The sequence below is a fragment of the Cytobacillus sp. Bac17 genome (genome assembly GCF_024519925.1).
Taxonomy (GTDB): domain Bacteria; phylum Bacillota; class Bacilli; order Bacillales; family Cytobacillaceae; genus Cytobacillus; species Cytobacillus pseudoceanisediminis.
Genome location: NZ_JALJRC010000029.1, coordinates 35,877 through 56,338, shown reverse-complemented (window position 1 = coordinate 56,338; position 20,462 = coordinate 35,877). Strand labels below are relative to the sequence as shown.

At 40.6% G+C, this 20,462-nt stretch carries 16 protein-coding genes and 2 riboswitches; all 16 genes read right to left on the bottom strand.

Annotation, left to right across the window (positions count from 1 at the left end; translation table 11 throughout):
* Positions 1-357: 357 nt before the first annotated feature.
* Positions 358-2,415, bottom strand: a complete 2,058-nt coding sequence (gene ptsG / locus NR125_RS23845; RefSeq protein ID WP_256816253.1) for a glucose-specific PTS transporter subunit IIBC — start codon at positions 2,413-2,415, stop codon at positions 358-360.
* A 216-nt stretch (positions 2,416-2,631) separates the two neighbouring features.
* The gene (gene glcT / locus NR125_RS23840; protein ID WP_019382399.1) at positions 2,632-3,474 is read right to left on the bottom strand and encodes a glucose PTS transporter transcription antiterminator GlcT; all 843 of its coding nucleotides are present in this window, start codon (positions 3,472-3,474) and stop codon (positions 2,632-2,634) included.
* A 118-nt stretch (positions 3,475-3,592) separates the two neighbouring features.
* The gene (locus NR125_RS23835) at positions 3,593-4,921 is read right to left on the bottom strand and encodes an NCS2 family permease (RefSeq protein WP_009336181.1); all 1,329 of its coding nucleotides are present in this window, start codon (positions 4,919-4,921) and stop codon (positions 3,593-3,595) included.
* A gap of 127 nt (positions 4,922-5,048) precedes the next feature.
* A riboswitch (purine riboswitch) is annotated at positions 5,049-5,150 on the bottom strand.
* An 85-nt stretch (positions 5,151-5,235) separates the two neighbouring features.
* Positions 5,236-6,756 (bottom strand): glutamine-hydrolyzing GMP synthase, encoded by a 1,521-nt coding sequence (guaA, locus tag NR125_RS23830; RefSeq protein ID WP_175502204.1) that lies wholly within the window; start codon positions 6,754-6,756, stop codon positions 5,236-5,238.
* Positions 6,757-6,977: 221 nt separating this feature from the next.
* Positions 6,978-7,079: riboswitch (purine riboswitch) on the bottom strand.
* Positions 7,080-7,150: 71 nt separating this feature from the next.
* Positions 7,151-9,355, bottom strand: a complete 2,205-nt coding sequence (locus NR125_RS23825; RefSeq protein ID WP_256816252.1) for a transglutaminase TgpA family protein — start codon at positions 9,353-9,355, stop codon at positions 7,151-7,153.
* Positions 9,355-10,569 carry a DUF58 domain-containing protein gene (locus tag NR125_RS23820; protein WP_256816251.1) on the bottom strand — a complete coding sequence of 405 codons (1,215 nt, stop codon included), beginning with the start codon at positions 10,567-10,569 and terminating at the stop codon, positions 9,355-9,357. The genes NR125_RS23825 and NR125_RS23820 overlap by 1 nt, the downstream gene beginning before the upstream one ends.
* A 1-nt stretch (position 10,570) precedes the next feature.
* On the bottom strand, positions 10,571-11,527 hold the full coding sequence (locus tag NR125_RS23815; protein ID WP_071158498.1) for an AAA family ATPase: 957 nt from the start codon (positions 11,525-11,527) through the stop codon (positions 10,571-10,573).
* A 181-nt stretch (positions 11,528-11,708) separates the two neighbouring features.
* Positions 11,709-13,166 (bottom strand): esterase/lipase family protein, encoded by a 1,458-nt coding sequence (locus NR125_RS23810; protein WP_256816250.1) that lies wholly within the window; start codon positions 13,164-13,166, stop codon positions 11,709-11,711.
* Positions 13,167-13,334: 168 nt separating this feature from the next.
* Positions 13,335-15,026, bottom strand: coding sequence for a transglutaminase domain-containing protein (locus NR125_RS23805; protein WP_256816249.1), 1,692 nt, complete (start codon positions 15,024-15,026; stop codon positions 13,335-13,337).
* A gap of 175 nt (positions 15,027-15,201) precedes the next feature.
* Positions 15,202-15,753 carry a DUF5381 family protein gene (locus NR125_RS23800; protein WP_256816248.1) on the bottom strand — a complete coding sequence of 184 codons (552 nt, stop codon included), beginning with the start codon at positions 15,751-15,753 and terminating at the stop codon, positions 15,202-15,204.
* A gap of 189 nt (positions 15,754-15,942) precedes the next feature.
* The gene (locus tag NR125_RS23795) at positions 15,943-16,353 is read right to left on the bottom strand and encodes a DUF5381 family protein (RefSeq protein WP_256816247.1); all 411 of its coding nucleotides are present in this window, start codon (positions 16,351-16,353) and stop codon (positions 15,943-15,945) included.
* A 198-nt stretch (positions 16,354-16,551) separates the two neighbouring features.
* Positions 16,552-17,103, bottom strand: coding sequence for a DUF5381 family protein (locus NR125_RS23790; RefSeq protein ID WP_256816246.1), 552 nt, complete (start codon positions 17,101-17,103; stop codon positions 16,552-16,554).
* Positions 17,104-17,173: 70 nt separating this feature from the next.
* Complete coding sequence (locus NR125_RS23785) at positions 17,174-17,722, bottom strand: DUF5381 family protein (protein WP_009336190.1); 549 nt, start codon at positions 17,720-17,722, stop codon at positions 17,174-17,176.
* 114 nt (positions 17,723-17,836) lie between these two features.
* Positions 17,837-18,388, bottom strand: a complete 552-nt coding sequence (locus NR125_RS23780; RefSeq protein ID WP_009336191.1) for a DUF5381 family protein — start codon at positions 18,386-18,388, stop codon at positions 17,837-17,839.
* Positions 18,381-19,193, bottom strand: a complete 813-nt coding sequence (locus NR125_RS23775; protein ID WP_009336192.1) for a hypothetical protein — start codon at positions 19,191-19,193, stop codon at positions 18,381-18,383. Before NR125_RS23775 ends, NR125_RS23780 begins: the two co-directional genes overlap by 8 nt.
* Before the next feature lie 9 nt (positions 19,194-19,202).
* Positions 19,203-20,351, bottom strand: a complete 1,149-nt coding sequence (locus tag NR125_RS23770; RefSeq protein ID WP_232292567.1) for a glycine zipper domain-containing protein — start codon at positions 20,349-20,351, stop codon at positions 19,203-19,205.
* Positions 20,352-20,462: the final 111 nt, after the last annotated feature.

Below are 20,462 nucleotides of genomic sequence, written 5' to 3'. Positions count from 1 at the left end.
CGTTCGTCCTGAGCCAGGATCAAACTCTCCATATAAGAGTTGATTAAGCTCATAAGTTGTCTTTTTAAAAAAGACTAAAGAATTAACGTTGACGTTTTTGTTCGTTCAGTTTTCAAAGATCAATCCGCCGCTCAGAAGCGACTTTATTAATATATCATTTCTCAATCACTTCGTCAACAACTTTTTTTAAAACTATCAAATCTTGTTAACGTCTCAAGCGACTGTTTTTCTATAATAACACCTGTTGCCCATAAGGTCAATAAATTATTCGTAAAAACTAAAAAGATTTTATTTTGCATTTAAATCAAAAAAACCAGCTGGTTAAAACGCAGCTGGTTTCTTCTATATTATATATTACTATTTGGAGATGACAATGATTTCTTTTTCTTTTAGATCAACAGCGCCTGGCTTATTAATCTTGATCACTTCACCCTGCTGAAGGTTTGTAAATAGAATTGGCGTGATGATAGAAGTTGCATTTTTCTCGATATAATCAAGATCCACTTTCAACAGCGGCTGCCCTGCTTCTACACGGTCATTTTCAGCAACTAACGCTTCAAATCCCTGACCTTTCAGATTTACTGTATCAATACCTACATGGATAAGTATTTCGCGGCCTGAATCTGAAAGAATGCCGATTGCATGCTTTGTCGGGAACATGTTAACGATCTTCCCGTCTACCGGTGATACAACAGTTCCTTCTGCAGGTACAATCGCAAAACCATCACCCATCATTTTACCTGAGAATACAGCGTCAGGTACTTCTGTGATTGGTTTGATTTCTCCTTTGATCGGTGAAATGAAAAGATCTTCCTTGTGCTCAGTCTGAAGAGCTTCAGGATTTACTTCTTCAATTTGCTGTTCAACTCCGCCTTCCGGAGCTTTTTCAACCGTGCGCGGTCTTTTGCCGCTCATGATATCTTTCATTTGTCCTTTGATTGTTTCAGATCTCGGGCCAAAGATAGCCTGGATGTTGTTTCCTACTTCCAGTACTCCAGATGCACCAAGTTTTTTTAAGCGTTCTTTATCTACATTTTTAATATCGTTTACCGATACACGCAGACGAGTAATACATGCATCAAGATGAGCGATGTTTTCTTGTCCGCCCATAGCATCAAGAACTTCATATGGAAGATCTCCGCCTTTACCTGAAGAAGCTGTTTCTTCATCTTCTACTTCTTCACGGCCCGGAGTCATTAAATTAAATTTGCGGATGGCAAATCGGAAACCAAAGTAATAGATCACAGCAAATACTAATCCAACCGGAATGACAATCCAGGCATTTGTTTGAGGGTTGATTAAACCGAATAGAATATAGTCAATCAAACCGCCTGAGAAAGTCATGCCGATTTTTACATCCAAGAGATGCATGGTCATGAATGACAGACCTGCAAACACCGCGTGAACCGCAAATAGGATAGGAGCTACGAATAAGAATGAGAACTCCAGCGGCTCTGTAATACCTGTTAAGAAAGAAGTTAACGCCGCAGATGCCATAAGGCCTCCGACTACCACTTTCTTTTCCGGACGTGCTTCATGATAAATTGCTAATGCAGCGGCAGGAAGACCGAACATCATGAACGGGAATTTACCAGTCATGAATGTACCTGCAGTAAGGTTTTGTACATTGTCACTGATTTGTGCCATGAAAATGCGCTGGTCACCGCGAACCGTTTCCCCTGCATTCGTTACATACTGTCCGAATTCATACCAGAATGGAGAGTAGAAAATATGATGAAGACCAAAAGGAATCAATGAGCGTTCAATTAATCCAAAAATAAACGCTGATAGAGTCAAGTTCGCATGAACCATGTTTTGAGAGAAAGCATTCAGCCCTTCCTGGATTGGCGGCCAGATAACAAGCATCAGCAAACCAAGGACTACAGACGTTGCTGCCGTAATAATCGGAACGAAACGCTTTCCGGCAAAGAATCCTAAATAGGATGGAAGTTCGATTTCAAAAAACTTGTTATATAATGCAGCGGCGATAATACCAACAATGATACCGCCGAATACACCTGTCTGCAGAGTTGGGATTCCTAAGATGTTTGCATAATTAAGCCCATTTACATCCTCAGCAGTAATTCCTGCAGCCGTCCCCATTGTCACATTCATAATTAGATAGCCGATAATGGCAGCAAGCGCAGCTACACCTTCACCGCCGGCCAAACCAACTGCTACACCAACTGCAAATAGAACAGGCAGGTTGGCAAAAACGATATCTCCTGCTTTTTGCATAACTTGAGCAACGATTTCAACTCCGCTGTTATCCAGGAATGGAGCCAGCTCAAGCAGCGCCGGATTTTGCAAAGCGGCACCGATAGCGAGCAGTATCCCCGCTGCCGGCAGTAATGCTACTGGAAGCATTAAGGCTTTTCCTACTTTTTGCAGGACGCCAAATACTTTTTTAAACATATGTTAACCCCCTATAGTTTTTTACTCATTAAGCGTTTTCATTTAAAGCGGCAAGCATTAAAAAAATAAAAAAGGCATGAGGAAAAAAGGATAGAATTCAGGTGTATACAAGGGTATCATACCCTATTTACCTAAATTCAATTACCTTTCTTCACTCATGCCTGATCGAATCAGTAACACGTAAAGACTTGCCTGTTTCGCAAGATAGTATTGTAATTAATTTATTTTCTTTTGAAGCCTCTGCAGATGCATTGTCAGATAAACAGCTTCTGCATTAAAGACTGGTTTTTTTAATGTTTGCTGCATTACTTTAATGAGCTTCCAAGAGAGATTGTAGCACACCGGATATTCTTCTTTCAAGAGGGAAGTTATTTTTTCCGGCTCTTCAACCACCTCGCCTTTGTTAACCCGTTCAATGGTGAATCGGATATGGCGGACAAGCCTCATATAATCGATGCTGTCTTTATCAATCTTAATGTCAAGCTGTTCTTCAATCATATTCACAAGATGGGTTACCAGTTGTGAATGCTGATTGACTTCGGATAAATCGCGGTTCATTACAGCACTATGAACATGGAGGGCAATGAACCCAATCTCCCCTTCAGGCAAATAAATACCGGTTCGCTGTCCTATAAGGTTCACAACTTCGTGGGCAATTTCGTATTCAAATGGGTAGAGAGTCTTAGTTTCGATAAGAAAAGGATTTTTCATTTCCATCCCTTTTTTCAGACGCGTTATTGCAAACATCAAGTGATCAGTTAACGCAACATGGATATGTTCATTAAGCATGGAATTTGCCCTTTGTTTAATCAATTGAATTGAGGAGATAATTGCTTCAAGCAATTCATTATCCACAAAAGGCATCAGTTTAATATAATTCTCCTGCTCTTTTTCATTTTTAAGCACAAAGAGCTTTTCAACCAAATTAGAGTCGATTGGCTGGCCCGGCCTCCGGCTGAAGCCAATCCCCTTACCGATAAGGACAACTTCCCCAAATGACTCGTGGCTGCCAATAAGGACGTTATTATTAAGCACTTTTTTTACCTTATACTCACCCATTCTCTTCTCCCCGCCCATAAACAAATGTACTCTCATGGTATTAAAGCCTGTCCGGGAAGTCAACGGATTGAGAATAAAATAAAACAGCCCGCATTAAAGCGGGCCTAATTCATAATTATTACTTCAGGAAAATGAAATACAAAACAAATATGACGAACAGCCCGTACATGATTGGGTGAATCTCTTTGATTCTTCCTTTTACAATCATGGTGATTGGATAGAAAATAAATCCGATTGCAATTCCTGTTGCGATACTGTAAGTCAATGGCATTGCAATAATCGTAAGGAATGCCGGAACTGCAATTTCAAACTTGGTCCAATCAATGTTGCCTAATGATGCAACCATCAATACACCGACAATGATCAGTGCCGGAGCTGTCACCGCAGAAGTGATGACTTCTAATAACGGGAAGAAAAATAATGATAACAGGAAGAACCCTGCTGTGACAATCGATGCAAATCCCGTTCTCGCACCTGCCGCAACCCCTGATGAAGACTCAATGAAAGAAGTTGTCGTGGATGTTCCGAATATCGCACCAACGACAGTTGCTGTGGAGTCCGCCAGAAGCGCTTTACCTGCGCGGGGCAATTTATTTTCTTTCATTAAGCCCGCCTGGTTGGCAACACCCACTAACGTTCCTGCTGTATCAAAGAAGTCAACGAATAGGAATGTCAGAACAACGACCAGCATGCTTGTTGAGAAGAATGAAGGGTCACTGTATGCCCCGAATGCCGCTCCAAACGTTGGAGCTACACTTGGCACGGAATCAACAACCTTTCCTGGAACGTCAATCAGGCCGGCAATCATCCCAACAATCGTCGTGAGTACCATCCCTATAAAAATTCCGCCATTAACACCTTTTGTCATCAGAATTACTGTGATGATAATCCCGAAAATAGCCAGAAGCACATTCCCATCAGTAAAATCTCCTAATCCTACAAGAACTGCATCATTATTGACAATCAGCCCTGCGCTTTGAGCACCGACAAATGTAATAAACAATCCGATTCCGGCACTGACCGCATACTTTAATTCAGCAGGAATCGAGTTAATAATTTTTTCACGCAAACCAGAAAGGGATAAAAATATAAAGATAATCCCTGAGATAAGAACCCCGCCTAATGCATGCTGCCAAGGAATTCCCATTGTTAAAACAACAGTATAAGCAAAAAATGCATTTAATCCCATTCCCGGGGCAAGTGCAATCGGATATCTGGCCAGCACCCCCATCAATAGGGATCCAATTGCGGCAGCCACTGCTGTTGCCACAAATACTGCCCCATAGTCCATTCTCATGGAATCCGGCAAATCAGGTATATCCATTAACGATAATGTAATCGGATTAACGACTAAGATATAAGCCATTGCTAAAAAAGTTGTAAGTCCGCCGATAAATTCACGGCGATAGTTAGTACCAAGTTCTTCAAACTGGAAGTACTTCTTCATTTCTCTTCCCCCTATTGGCTGTCTTTATTTTTTAAAATAAAAAAACTCCGGTTTGACTATCGGAGCATTGACAACTGGGCTCGTGCTTGCAATAGGGGAAAACAAAGAAAAATAATAGCAAAAACATCCCTATTTGCACTTACCTCGTAGTCAAGCTATTTACGGCAGCTCGGTAGAAACTTTTGGGCCATATCCCCAATATTATACGACGTAAAACGACATATTTAATTCTTCTTTATCATAGCACCTCAAAAAGTCCTAGTCAATAGAAAAAGCGAACATTTTCATGTCCGCTTTTTCTTAATGTTCGTATTTTATTCCCACTCGATTGTTGCAGGCGGCTTGCTCGTAATATCGTAAACCACTCTGTTGACATGCGAAACTTCATTAACGATTCTAGTTGAAATAATCTCCAGTACATCCCATGGGATACGTGCCCAGTCAGAAGTCATGCCGTCTATTGAAGTAACCGCACGGATTCCGATAGTATAATCATAAGTCCGGGCATCTCCCATTACACCGACACTGCGGATATCAGGCAGAACCGTGAAGTATTGCCAAATGTCGCGATCAAGCCCTGCCTTTTGGATTTCCTCACGCAGTATAGCATCAGACTCGCGCACAATTTCAAGCTTATCTTCTGAGATTTCCCCGAGAACGCGGATACCTAATCCCGGACCAGGGAATGGCTGTCTCCAAACGATTTCATCCGGAATGCCAAGCTCTGTTCCCAGCGCACGCACCTCATCTTTAAACAGAGTGTTAAGCGGCTCGATCAGCTTGAATTGCATATCTTCAGGAAGTCCGCCTACATTATGGTGAGATTTAATGGTTTGCGCAGTAGCTGTTCCGCTTTCAATAATATCTGTGTAGAGAGTCCCCTGTGCAAGGAAATCAATGCCTTGAAGCTTAGCAGCTTCATCATCGAATACATAGATGAATTCGTTGCCGATAATTTTTCGCTTTTGTTCAGGATCGCTAACACCTTTAAGCTTATTCATAAAGCGTTCCTGGGCATCCACTTTAATTACATTCATATTAAATCCATCAGCAAATGTCTTCATGACGCCTTCTGCTTCATCTTTTCTCAGCAGGCCGTGATCCACGAAAATACAAGTTAGCTGATCACCGATTGCTTTATGAATAAGGACGGCAACAACAGATGAATCAACACCGCCGCTTAATGCGCAAAGAACCTTTTTATCTCCAACTTCCTGGCGTATCTTTTCCATTTCGATTTCAATGAAGTTTTCCATTGACCAATCGCCTGTACAGCCGCAAACGCCGAACACAAAGTTTTTCAGCATATCGTTTCCGTGAACTGAATGGCGTACCTCAGGGTGGAATTGAACAGCATATAAACCGCGTTCTTCATTGCTCATAGCCGCAATCGGGCATGATGGATTTATACCATCCACTGTAAAACCAGCTGGAGCCTCTACGACAAGATCGCCATGGCTCATCCAGACTGTCTGTTCTCTAGGCAGATCTGTAAACAATTTGGATTCATTTTCAATCTTCATGATTGCCTTACCGTATTCACGGTGCTTGGCAGGCTCTACTTTACCATCAAAATGCATCGTCATCAGCTGCATGCCATAGCAGATTCCGAAAATCGGCAAGCCCAGTTCAAAAATTTCTTCATCACAGCGGAAAGCATTTTCGCCGTAGACACTGTTAGGCCCGCCAGAGAAAATAATTCCTTTTGGATTCATTTCTTTGATTTCCGCAGCTGTAATCGTATGCGGATGAAGCTCACTGTATACACCCAGTTCACGGATTCTGCGAGTGATTAACTGATTGTACTGGCTTCCAAAGTCCAGCACTACGATCATTTCTTGATTTTGAAGTTCTGTTTTCCCCGTCACACTGTTCACCTCATTAAATTTGTAATATTTCTTTTAGTCTTCTCTCCTGCAGGTAAAATATCTAGTAAAAATATAATTTCTTTGCAATCTCATATATAACCGCCAGCCAGAAGCTGGCCAATAAAAAAACCGGAACTCTTTCTCCACAAAAAAAAGTGAAGGCAGAATTCCGGTTTTCACGTATAGCAAAAAGCTTCTTCTGCCTTCATAGTCAGATCATTTACGGCGATCCGGTAGAGACTTTCGAACCATATTATCGAGGATATATGAAGGTTGCATGATTTAATTGTAATACGCGGCAAAAACCGAACATTATGCCGCTGTCTTATTTGCCTATTGTAACAACAGCCCCAAATCCCGGTCAAGCTATTGTCTTTTTAATTAAATTTTCCCACAATTCCTTCGTGTCATTCCAGCTTCCTTCTTTTAGAACACCCCTGTAAACAAGTTCTTCATAGCGGGCTGTCAGCCTGCTCATTTCCTTTGTTGAGAAAAAGCTGTCTATATATTTGGCATACTCCCTTAAGGTTTGGCCGTTTTTCCGCTTTAACCCGTACCGGTCCAATTCTTTTAAGAGAATCAGATAAGCCTTAGGAAAATGCTCATCATCCTTTGTTTTTTTAAATCTCCAGATAAAATAATGCGGCATCCATTTGCCCCTCTTCTGGAAAAGCACGAAAACAAGCACACCGGCTGCCAATATCGCTGCTGCGATTACTTTCCAATTATCTTTCAAGAAAGTTCCCAGATTATCCCAAAGCTCTTTTATTGAAAAAGGCGATTTTTCCGCCGCTGCTTCTTCAGGCATGTCCGGCTTAACAGGAGTCTCAGTCTCGCTTGGCTTAACTTCTTCCGGCTGGCTCGTATTTTGGCCGGCGTTGTCAAAGTTGAATTGTACGTTATTATTGAACCCCTGAGTTGGTTCAAATGGAACCCAGCCCATTTCAGGGAAATAGATTTCCACCCATGAATGGGCATTGTTATTTGTCACCTCAAACAATCGAAGACCAGACCCTAATGACTGCTTGAATTCTCCTTCTGTATAGCCCTTCACCCATCTTGCCGGCAATCCAATGGATCTGGCCATTACCACCATGGAGGAGGAGAAATTGTCACAATACCCCTGTTTGGTATCAAATAAAAACTGATCCACATAATCCTCATTTTCATCTGGAACAGCTACATCTGTCTGGCTGTAGGTATATTCTGCCCTTCGGAAATACCTCTCAAGCTCCCTTGCTTTTTCAAACCAGTCCGGTTTCTCTTGAGTAATTTCCAGTGCAAGTTCCCTGACTCTTTCAGGCAAGTCTTCAGGCAGCTGTGTATATCTCGCCACAAATTCCCCAGGCAGTGATTCCGCATTTGCCCCGGCTGCCTTCATTGCAGTCACACTGTATTCAGGCACCTCGAAGCCTAACTTATATTCTTCCAATGCAAATGGCCGTCCGCCCTCCAATGTCCGGATCTTTTCAGTGGCCGTTTCAAGCTCATAGGTAATGAACGGTGCAGCTTCAATATTATTTAACCCTAATGGATACACCACATGAGGGTAATTCATAAAAGTATAAACGGAGCTTACTTCTTCAGTGGTTTTAATTGCATCGTTACCGATGAACGATGTAACCGGGATTTCTTCTCCCATTTCAAACGGTTGATATTCTCCTTCGGCCTGGGATGTAACCCATCCTTTGCCGGTATAAGTATCTTTTGTTTCAACCTTCCAGTAATGGCGGGACTCCACTTCCGCCCTGAAGACCACAGCGTTATCTCCTATAAATGGGCCGCCAAGACGGGAATCGTCTTCCCCATAGCCGATTTTCTGAATACCCGGGCCATCACCGCCGCTATTTTGTCCATAGGACTTAATAAACGGAACTGGATCGGGCCAAATCGGTTCTGCCTTAGGTGCTGCAAACCCCAAGCCAGTACTCAGAACGATCAGAGCAGTCAGCGGAATCATCCATTTACGCGACAGGGAGGCTTCTTTTTTCAGCCCTTCCTGGTCCAGAAGACGGTTGAAGGTTAAGATGCCCATAACCGCAAAGCCCGCAATAACTGTCCTGACAATCGCCGCATCTGCCACGTAAGGCGTAAAGGTATCCAATACAGTTATATAAATGAGTGTCATGAAAAAGAAAATGAAAATCCGCCTGCGATTGATCAGCCAATACTGAATTAAATAAGTCATCAGCCACAGCAGAATGAAAAAGAGGAGGCTTCTGAATAAATTTGTCATGCCCGGCCAGTCTCTATCAGCTATTAAAGCAAAATTGTGCACCATGTCCGATGCAAATAATGATAACCATGAAAATTGGAAAAACGATCCCTCAAAGTACAAATAATGCAGTTCATAGAGAATATAAAGCACCTTTATAAACCCGCTTAATACAGGGCTGACACCGAAAAACGCCAATAGAAGCGATAGTATAAGGAACATGAGAAAAACAATGACATTGGATGTGTCCGTCAGCTCCTCAACCGGACGAAGCCATTCCCATAATAAGAAAAATCCCAGAACATAAAGGAGAAAAGAGGTAAGATCTTTCTGTACCTTAAGAGAACTCATCACTTGCTCACCCCCGAAAACACATCTGCAAACTGTCCGTTATGAACCAAAACTACCCGGATTCCCCTGGCATTGGCAGAGGTTTTGAGCAGCAGTTCATCTCTGGAAGGAGCTTCATCCTCATTTTTCATTAGAAATATAGTGACAATCCCTTTCTTGGACGTGAAAAAACTGGCTTTCTCTATAAGCGCTTTTGTTAATTTCGCTGTAATAACCATCAGCTGACTGTTCTGCTGTAAAAGAAAGTGCTCTGCTTCAAGAACCCGGTCCACTGCCGCTTGAGAATCATCCTTTATTTTTGCCAAATGATAAAACAGCTGAAGCTGGTGCGCTTCCCCGCCTCTGATTGGAAAAGCTGTTCGTGTTTCTGCTGAGGTCAAAAACCCAGTCTGTGCTCCTTTGCGGAGAATCGCCCTCGCAATGGAGGCTGTAAACGAAACGATCGCTTCAAACCGGCTATCCGGTGCACAATCCATGAGGATATAGACGTCATGCGATTGCCTTTGTTCAAATTCTTTGGTCATAATATCATTCCGCTTAGCAGTAGCTTTCCAGTTAATCCAGGAGAATCTGTCTCCCGGCTGATACTCCCTGATGCCGATGGCCATGGAAGTATCCCTTTGCACCCGCTCTTTTGAAGCAGTCATTCCCTGATCATAATGATGTGCCATAGGCTTATAAATGATTTCCTCATATGCCGGATAGACGATCATCCGGCTCTTTGCAGGTGCTTGCTTTTCTTTTTCTATTAAACCGAGCAGATCACCTGTTTTCACACGGATGGAGGCAAAAAAATGCTCCCCCCTCGGAAGGCTATTAATCCTGTATTGAAGGGACATTTCCTTCTGGAACCCAGGAAATAAAAGACGCTTTGCCTCGTTTGATTTCCTGGCATGCTGAAGCTGATCACTCATCTCATCCTCAATGATCAGATACAATAGTGGAAAAGCTGTTCTTCTGGTTATCTTCAGGGTAATAACTGCCTGCTCGCCTGCATTGAATTCTGTTTTTGGCAGGATCCGCTCCACCTTAAAGTCGTTTAAAGAATAAAACGATAAGCCAAGTGCGTAAAGAGCAAAAGGAAGAAAGCTGTAAAATAAAAACCAGCTTACAAAGCCGCCCTGAAACATCGCATATGAAAAGGCGAACAGAATAAGCAAAAATAACACAATCAGCTTCCAGACATCTTTCATTGCTTTTAATAGCTGTTTCATTTTACTTGGCTAACCTTTGAACAGGAACCGAAACCCTGGCAATGACCCGTTCTACTACTTCTTCAGCGGTAATGCCCTCAAATTTTGCCTCAGACCTTAAGATAATCCGGTGGACAAAAACAGCAGGCGCTAAATACTGAATATCATCCGGAAGGACATAATCTCGGCCATACATGAATGCGTAAGCCTGGGCTGCTTTCATTAAAGCAATCGAGCCGCGGGGGCTTGCCCCTAAATACACACTGCTATGGCTTCTGGTCTGATTCGCAATTTCCACAATATAGCGTTTAAGCGTCTGATCGACATGCACTTCTTTAATTTCTTGCTGGAGTGAGCGCAATTCAGCTAAATCTATAACAGATTCCAGATCTTCTATCGGCGGAATCCGCTGCGCCCGATTCAGGACCTCCATCTCATCAGCGATATCAGGATAACCCATTTTCATTTTTAACAGGAATCGGTCCAACTGGGCTTCCGGAAGCGGATAAGTTCCTTCATACTCAATCGGATTTTGCGTTGCCATAACGAAGAAGGGTTTCTCAAGGCGATGTGTCACCCCGTCAATGGTTACGCTGCTTTCTTCCATCCCTTCAAGAAGAGCAGATTGCGTCTTGGGGGAGGTTCTGTTGATTTCGTCTGCTAATATAATATTGCCCATAATGGGGCCAGGCCTGAACTGAAATTCCATTTCCTTCGGATTATAGATGGATACGCCTGTCACATCCGAAGGCAGCAAATCAGGCGTGAACTGGATGCGTTTAAATGCGGCTCCGACTGATTTAGCCAGTGCACGCACCATCATTGTTTTCCCGACACCCGGCACATCCTCGAGCAAAACATGGCCTTCCGCTAAAAGTGCCACTAAGCTCAATTCTGCGACATCCCGTTTGCCGATCATGACTTTTTCGATATTTCCTAATACCCTCTCAATTGCAGGGTGCATATGATTTCTATCCATGTGAAATCTCTCCCCTTTATCTATATCTCGCATTCCATTAATTTACATTATCCTAAATTTAATTCTAACCTATTATATATTCGCTGTCGCGTTAGAAACTCCTGTGTTTTTCTTATGATGATTCTCCCTTATCCCTGGGTTTTCAATAAAAAAAGACTGCTTCACAGCAGCCAAACATACATTACTTATATCGTTTTCCACTTTGATCTACATAGAAAGATTCAATGATGGTTCTTTCAAACGGCTTTCCATTTTCAGTCTGGCCTTTCACTTCTGTTGTCACATTGTATACACCTTCATGTATAAAATCACTTTCGGTCATGAGGCCAGTCTTTTCTCCATTGGCTTTTTGCTGCAGTTTTTTCCCTGAGGGATCAAACCCGAAGAGGATCCATTTTGTATTAAAGGTTTTATGGCTTTTCGCAGACTTGCCCAGAATTTTATCATTTAACGGGCTGTCCAGCGCAACAGTGTACAGATACGAAGCATTTGCCGGAGCCTTTAACGCCCAGTTTCCCTCTTTAGGATAATCTATTTCAAACTGATGAACCCATGCTCCTTTGAAAAACTCGGATTCTTCCTGATACGCTTTTTTCGTTTTATATTCCTTTCCGTCCGGACTGGTCAATTTTAAAGCAGACAAATTCTTTTCACTTAAAAAAGAAACGGTCATGGATTCTACATTTTCCTCCACGGAAAACTGTTCGCTTATTGCACTGACAGCTTTCCCGCCTTTTACAATGGAATGAGTGCCAGGCTGTCTGGCAGCGGATCCAGAGCTTGCTGGTGAGAAAACCGCAGCAGGCTGAGTGATAGTGGTATAGGGCCTGAACACCGGAAATGTATGGGATCCTTCCCGGATGGTTGTATGATTCCAGCTGCCCTCCTGAACAACGGATGCTCCTGGCAAGCGGGAATTAACCGCCGTAACGACGCCATCGCTTTTTCCATACTGGCTCAGATATAAGCCTCCCCAATAGGTTGCACTGCCAAATGAACCCCATTTAGTGCCGCCAAGTGTATAATATCGATTTTTTGCAGCATTCTGATGGGAATCTGTAAGGCTACGGAAGTATTGCATATTGCCTGTCTGCAGGGATTCAGTTGCTTCATTATTGTTGCCAAGGAGGGCAGCAAGCCACCAGGCCGCGCTGCTGTGGGCGAGATCTGCGAGTTGGGTTCCAAAATGAGGGGAAGATAGGGAGATGACATTTGAGACATATGGATGGGCATTGTAATGAACAAGAGCTGTCTGAATATCAACCCCGCCTTTGCTGTAGCCAATGACCACTAGCTTTTTTCCGCCGAAATGATGGTACATTTCTTGAAGCTTTTCAGCCAGAATCGTACCATTCGTCCACATATCACGGTCATGATGAAGGTCAATGAATGCTGTTTCATACCCATTTGCCAAAGCCACTTCATACATATCATTCCCTTCATGCCAGACAGCTGATGAATTATTATAGCCGTGCACAAACACAAGAGGTGATTTGGAAGGATCAATGCTTGAAGGTGCTTCTCCGGCATACCAATAACCCGGAGTTCCACTGTCATCACCGCCAAAACCGCCAGCCTTCACCATACCAGGGATAATCAGCATCATACAAAAGATCACTCCTGCCATTTGTTTTATCAAGCTTTTCCCCTCCTTAAAGGAGATCCGGACGGAAGCCCAGTCAATTTGATTTTATAATTTTCAGAATATTTATTGAAGGGTCTTTCGATATAATTTCCACACATTTGGAAAAAAGAGGCCAAATTATTGAAAAAAGCCACAGGAACAAGCCCCGTGACTTTATAGCAATTAATAGGATACACCTGTGCGGTTATGTGTTTTTTCAAACTCTTCTTTATTCGGGTCAAAGTATTTTTCATTGAAAGCTGCCACGAATTTATCATCTTTAATATATCCCGCTCCCCATGTAGGATCCATAGTAAGCCAGCTTCCATCCACTTTCACTTCCACCCATGCATGCTTCTGCGGCCAAAATCCGCCGAAAGCAGTCCCTTCGACAAAACGGGCTTCCATATTGCTTGCCCGGAGCAGGGCAATGGCAAGATACGAATAATCCTGGCATACGCCCGTTTTGGAATCCAGTGTCTTGAGTGCACTATCATCCCAGCTGAAGTCATCTGTTTCAAGTTTATTCACATCATATGAAACGTTTTTCGCGACAAAATCATATACAGCCTTCGCTTTTTCCCTTTCACCGCTTATGCCTTCTGTCAATTCTTTCGCCAGTTCAGTAATTTGCGGTGCATCTGACTGAACGCCTCTTGAAGGCAGAAGGTCCCGCTTATCCTCGCCTGTTGACTCTACCTCAAACTTGGCAAATCCATAATACCGGAAATAATCACTGTTTTCTTCTTTAATTTCAGGAACACTTAGTGTGACTTCATATGTGCCCGGGCCGAACCTTAAATAAAACGAATCATCAAATGTGAAGTCTTCTACTGGAATAACATCCAGTGCTTCGTCCTCACCCTTTTTAGTGGTAATGTAAATATGATCGGTTTCAGGGCCAAATTCTGCCTGCGGATCAATTTTTCCTTTTACAGAAAAGACACCGTCAGATTCCTCACCGCCATATTGCGGGTATTCAAGTGCCACTCCCCGCTCCTCATACGTTTTAGAATATTCGATAGGGCTCATCGTCCTATCAGATTCGTTGTCTATTAAGATAGTTGTAGCCGTCTGATAGTAATTTTCCCTTTCCCTGTCAGGGACAAGCACCTCAAGCTCGTGAAGCCCTTTTCCATAGAATAATGGCACATCATAGGAAAACTTTCCGTCCTTAAGCGGAATGACATGCTTCCACATATCCGATTCCTTATTCAGCTTAAGCATGATCGTATCGCTGTCTGATAGGCTTCCCGCTTCCCCTTTTAAATGGAATACTTCATTGCCATTTATATAGCTTGATTCAATATCCAGAGTCAGATCTGCCTCGTGGCCAAACGGAGTATACGTCACATCCCGTTCCGCATTTGGATTCACATTGTGGACAGTGAACGAGGCAAGATCATAATAGTAATTCTCACTATCCGTACTCGGAAGCTGAACGGTTATCTTGTACTCGCCTTCCCCATTAAATAAACGGATATTCTGCTTGAACTTCCCTTCTTTGATGGGTGTGTAGTATTCAAGATCGTTCCCTGCCGGTCCATCCTCTGTGGAACGAACCTTGATCCAGGCATAGTCTGATTTTAGGTCCGAATACTTCTCGATCTCTCCCTGCACAGCCACCCTGCCATTAGCAGCAAACTCCTTATGTTCCGGATTCTTCAAAGCTGCTCCTACTTCCTCGCTGTAAGAAGTCAGCTCCAGAGGTTCGAGCTCAAGTTCCTTGTTTTTCTCTTTAACCAGTTTTTCATATTTGTCTTCTTCCTTTTTCTCTGCTTTGGCCTCTGAACTGCTTTCTGAGCTGCAGGCTGAAAGGAAGAGAAAGCTGGCTAATACTAACATCAATAGGGTGATGGGGCTTTTCTTTGGCATGGTGTCCTCCTTTTTAATCTTTCTTAACTTTATTACGTGCGTTATGCCATTCGGTTTCAGAAATTACCAAACTCAAAACAAAAGCTCTTTATAGGGTTAGACCTTTAAAGAGCTTCTCTGTAGTACGTTTTAAAAAAATTCAATATCGATAGATATTAAAATATTTCTATTAATTTTACTCAATCCTATGTTCCTGCCTAACATAGTTATCTTCTTCCCTTAACTTATCCAGATCGATTTTCCGATCCCATACTTTTCTGGCATTGTCAGTCATATAAGGAAAAATGTATTGATCAACAATTACCTGAAAATCACCATCATCCAAGAGATTATAGGTGCGAATCTTTATTTTTTGATTATCGAAGGTTTCAATAACAATATCGTTTATAAGGTTTAATGGATTTCTTATCAAATCAATATTTCGGATGTTCTTTATTAAAACAAGGCATTTTGGGGCAATAACTGTACCGTTCTCTCTGGGAACAATTTTTAGCAATACCTTTCCTGGAATAAAACCAGGCAGACTCCAGAGAGTGATATACAAATAAAAAGGAGTAAATATTATTCCTCCGCCAAGATAGAAAAAGGAGTATTTAGAGTTAAATTTTAATCCATGTATAATTAGAAAAATGCATGCTATTAAAAATCCTGCCGTTGCTAGAAACATTAATACATAATAAAATTTCGAGCCTTTTATAATAACTGCATCCCCTTTTTTCTGAACCATTGACAATTAATACTCCTCCTTTGAATCAGACAGAGAGAACCATATACCTTACCTACATGCCTTATTAAGCATTTGGTTCTAGGCTTTCATAATGAGCTTGTTGCCGAAAAATAAAAGGAGTCAATTTTTACTCCCCCCTTGATAAATACCTCACATATGAGAGAACTTGTGAGAACGATTGAATTTAGCTTAATCAATTTTAGGTTCTTTTCTCTCGTACCTTGCCTCTTTACGAAGATGTTCAAGATCTACCTTTCGATCCCAAACCTTTTTTGTATTTTCAGTCATATATGGATAACTGTATTGATCTACAATCATCTCATAATCTAAGTCCCCAAGAAGATTATATGTTCTAATTTTTATCTTTTTATCATGGAATGTTTCAATAACAATGTCATTGATTAAATTTAAAGGGTTTCTTACTAAATTAATATCTCGAATACTACTTATGGGTATCGTATCTTTTTTCGAATGAATTGTCCCCTGTTCTCCCGGGATTATTACAAACAAAACCTTCCCTGGCATTAATCCGGGCAGGGTCCATAAAGTCAAATAAAGATAGAAAGGGATAAATATAATTCCTCCGCCAAGATAAAACAAAGATATTTAGAATTAAATTTCAGCCCATGTATTATTAAAAAAATACATGCTGCTAAAAATCCTATTGTAGCCAAAAACCTCCAAACATACATGACTTTAGAACTTCTAAAATTACCGGGCCGCCCTTTTCCTGAATCATAGACACGCTCCTTTGATCCAGCAAGTCTAAAGTAAAGAAACTTCAAACTTATAACACATCTATTCTATCTTATGATCCCGCCTTACATAATTATCCTCTTTCCTTAACTTATCAAGATCTATTTTCCGATCCCATACCTTTCTGGAATTTTCAGTCAAATATGGGTAAATGAATTGATCAACAATAATCTGAAAATCGCAATCATCTAGAAGGTTATAAGTTCGAATCTTTACCTTTTTATCATCATAGGTTTCAATTACAATATCGTTTATAAGATTTAGTGGGTTTCTGACTAAATCAATATTACGAATATTTTTTATTGGAACTTCTCTCCTGTTAGCTTTAACAGTGCCATTTTCTCTAGGAACAATTGAAAATAGCACTTTTCCAGGAATAAAGCCAGGCAAACTCCACAGATTGAGATATAGCATGACGGGAGTAAAGACAAGTCCTCCTCCAAGATATAGAACAGAGTACTTTGAATTGAATTTCAATCCATGAATGATTAAGAAGATACACGCAAGCAAAAATCCAACTGTAGCCAAAAACATCCATACATACATGAACTTAGAACCTTTTATGATTACCGTTTCGCCTTTTTTCTGAATCATTGACAAACAATATTCACCCCTTTGAACCAAGCAAAGATACTAAAGAAGAGAGATTCCACACATAAAACCATTATTCAGCCTTTGGTCCTTGCCTCTCATAATTAGCTTGCTGCCGAAGATTCTCCAGATTTATTTTTCGATCCCAAACTTTTTTTGCATTTTCAGTCATATAAGGATATATATATTGGTCAACTATTATCTGATAGCGAAAATCACCAATCAGGTTATACGTGCGAATTTTAATTTTTTGATCATTGAATGTTTCAATAACAATATCATTAATTAAATTCAATGGATTCCTTACAAGATCAATGTTTCGTATGTCCTTAATTGGAACAATGCCTTTTTTTGATTTAATCACACCATTTTCTCCGGGTGTAATGGACAGCAAGATTTTACCCGGGATTAAGCCTGGTAAATTCCAAAGTGTGATATAGAGATAAAAAGGAGTGAAAATTATTCCTCCGCCAAGATAGAATAAAGAATATTTAGAGTCAAACTTCAATCCGTGAACAATTAGAAAGATACAGGCTATTAAAAAACCTACTGTAGCAAGAGACACCAAAACATACATGATGTTTGAACTCTTTATTGTTATATGATCTTTGTCTTGAACCATCGATATATAATAATCCCCCTTTAGATTTGAGACAAATAAAAGGAGTCACTTTTTTCTCTCCCCTTGAGAAAGCCCTCTCTTATGAGAGGACTTGTTAGACAGATTCAATTTATCTTATTCAATTTTAGGTTCTTTTCTCTCGTATCTTGCAACTTTACGAAGACGTTCAAGATCTACCTTTCGATCCCAGACCTTTTTTGCACTTTCAGTCATATATGGATAAATGTATTGATCTACAATCATTTCATAATCTAAGTCACCAAGAAGATTATATGTTCTAATTTTTATCTTTTTATCATTGAATGTTTCAATAACAATGTCATTGATTAAATTTATAGGATTTCTAACTAAATTGATATTACGAATATTACTTATAGATACCGTACCTTTTTTAGCATTAACTGTTCCTTTTTCTCCCGGGAGTATTTTAAACAAAACCTTTCCTGGCATTAATCCAGGCAGACTCCAAATAGTCAAATAAAGATAGAAGGGAGTTAATACGATTCCTCCGCCAAGATAGAGGAAAGAATATTTAGAATTAAATTTCAGTCCATGTGTAATTAAGAAGATACAAGCAAGTAAAAATCCTACTGTAGCTAAAAACATCCATACATACATGAACTTAGAACTTTTTATTAATACAGCTTCTCCTTTTTTCTCAATCATGGACAAGAGGAATTCCTCCTTGGACAGAATTGTTAAATAATAGGTTTCTAATAGATGTCTCGTCTGCCCTTTGAATATTTAAATCTAAGTTATCGTCTCTTGTAATCATCCAGAAGTCCAATTTCCCAGGAACAATAAAAATTAGGTCAATTAAATCGGGATTTTTTGCAGAGTCATATTTAAGACTAAGTAAGCTATCCATTCTTCCTTTTCTATTGGAAATATCTTTTAAAAACTCAAATGAGAATGAACCATTAACCCTATTTTCCCACTTTTGAGCAGTAGATTCAGACAACGAATCCGATTCACTCATATCACCTAGGAATTCTTCAAATTCTTCATTCTTCAAACTAAAAAGCACTTCATCCTGTAAAGGCAGCTTGCTAATATTGAAGAAACCTTTAATACTTGTTATTATATTTTCTGGTGTGGATTTGGTAATATAATGTACTTGATGGTCATGCAATAACTTATGAAGATAAACTTCCCCATTTCCAAAATGAAAAGATATGTTTTCTTCCCCTCCGAACTTTAAATCAAATCTAGAAGCTTTAACCGTCTTCTCCGCATTACTCAGAATATTAATATAAGACTTGTAGTTCTCTTTTAATCTATATTGATTATTAACCTCTACGGCCATATCTTTTGCCAGCAAAGAGCGAGCCGCAAATTCCAGCATTAACTTCAATTCGGAATCTTGAAGTGAAGGAAAATACGTTTCTTTCATAGATATTCCTTCTTCATATAATCCTTCACTATAAAATGCAAAAATTAGTTCCTCAATACTTAATTGAATGGTACTCATATTGCCTCCTTAAAAAAACGATAATTTTTTATCTAAAAACCCTTTTGCTCCATCTAATAAAGATCCAGCTGTCTCCTTAGCCTTTGACAGCCCTTTTCCAATATCTTTAATTTTCCCTACCGGATCAGACATTGTTTCTTTAATTTGTTTATTGACAATATCAATACCCTTATTTGCTGCTTCAACAGCTTTTCCAGCTTTCTCAAACCCACCTTTAAAAAACTCGACTCCATGGTGTAAAGGTTCCTTAATAAGGATAGCACCCTTTTCAGCAATTCCAGCAGTTAATTTAGCAGCTTTCTCTCCAATAATTCCACCAACGAATGAACCTGCAGCTGCACCCACAACTGTTCCAACCGGTCCAACTAAACTACCTAAAGCTCCTCCTATTACTGCACCTGTAATTGCTCCTCCTGAGATAGCTACTGTATTATTTACAGCATTACCAATCGCTTTAGCATTTTCACGCTTCAAAACATCCGGGTTATTTCCGTACTTAGCATAGTTCTCTGAAATTTTAAGCCCCATTCCTCCGACTTCCATTGCACCGGTTAAAACAACTGTACTTAATGCATTTGTTTTAGCGAATTTGGCACCAGTACTAACAAAAGATTTAAACGTAGTTGGATTAAAAGTTTTATATTTAATTTCATCAAAAAAGGCTCTGGAGCTACCCGCAAACTTCGCCACATCATCCGGTAGATATTTAGCAATTTTTCTATGAATTAAATCCGCAAGTGGTACATCTTTATACTTACTTCTCAAATATAATGGACCCAGGAACGCTCTTGCCATCGTTCCCAACTTTTTAGATTCATCAATTTTATCTGTTACCTTCTGAAGGGCCGCCATATGTTTATAGGTAAATACACCATCAGCATCCTTTATAAATTGAGTAAAGCCCAACCCGTAAAAGGCAAGCTGTTTTGTCATCAATGCTCCGAGGGCTGTTACGGCACCATATTGCTCATATAGCTTATACAACTTACCGACCAGATTATCTGCGTCAGCAAATTTATTCGCGACCATTCTCAGGTCAATCTCCATTTCACTGAGCTGCCCAACCAGCTGATTACCAGTACCCCAAGGATCCCCTACATGATAGAAGCAATGCCTATATTCCGCCGGAGCGCTGTTAATCAAATCTGCAAGCTCCATATGGAGGTTTCTGTATTCGTCTTCAATTCTGGACAAACGAGTAACCAAGTCATTTGCCAGGTCTTCCAGGCGATCTGGATTGACAGATATTTCATTTCCCATTTCAATACC

Coding starts and splice junctions, on each gene's coding strand:
- NR125_RS23790 (WP_256816246.1), bottom strand. CDS start 17,103: ATGATTCAGAAAAAAGGCGAAACGGTAATCATAAAAGGTTCTAAGTTC.
- NR125_RS23820 (WP_256816251.1), bottom strand. CDS start 10,569: ATGAAACAGCTATTAAAAGCAATGAAAGATGTCTGGAAGCTGATTGTG.
- NR125_RS23775 (WP_009336192.1), bottom strand. CDS start 19,193: ATGAGTACCATTCAATTAAGTATTGAGGAACTAATTTTTGCATTTTAT.
- NR125_RS23825 (WP_256816252.1), bottom strand. CDS start 9,355: ATGAGTTCTCTTAAGGTACAGAAAGATCTTACCTCTTTTCTCCTTTAT.
- NR125_RS23785 (WP_009336190.1), bottom strand. CDS start 17,722: ATGGTTCAAGACAAAGATCATATAACAATAAAGAGTTCAAACATCATG.
- NR125_RS23805 (WP_256816249.1), bottom strand. CDS start 15,026: ATGCCAAAGAAAAGCCCCATCACCCTATTGATGTTAGTATTAGCCAGC.
- NR125_RS23780 (WP_009336191.1), bottom strand. CDS start 18,388: ATGATTGAGAAAAAAGGAGAAGCTGTATTAATAAAAAGTTCTAAGTTC.
- ptsG (WP_256816253.1), bottom strand. CDS start 2,415: ATGTTTAAAAAAGTATTTGGCGTCCTGCAAAAAGTAGGAAAAGCCTTA.
- NR125_RS23835 (WP_009336181.1), bottom strand. CDS start 4,921: ATGAAGAAGTACTTCCAGTTTGAAGAACTTGGTACTAACTATCGCCGT.
- glcT (WP_019382399.1), bottom strand. CDS start 3,474: ATGGGTGAGTATAAGGTAAAAAAAGTGCTTAATAATAACGTCCTTATT.
- NR125_RS23770 (WP_232292567.1), bottom strand. CDS start 20,351: ATGGAGCTTGCAGATTTGATTAACAGCGCTCCGGCGGAATATAGGCAT.
- guaA (WP_175502204.1), bottom strand. CDS start 6,756: ATGATCGTAGTGCTGGACTTTGGAAGCCAGTACAATCAGTTAATCACT.
- NR125_RS23815 (WP_071158498.1), bottom strand. CDS start 11,527: ATGGATAGAAATCATATGCACCCTGCAATTGAGAGGGTATTAGGAAAT.
- NR125_RS23800 (WP_256816248.1), bottom strand. CDS start 15,753: ATGGTTCAGAAAAAAGGGGATGCAGTTATTATAAAAGGCTCGAAATTT.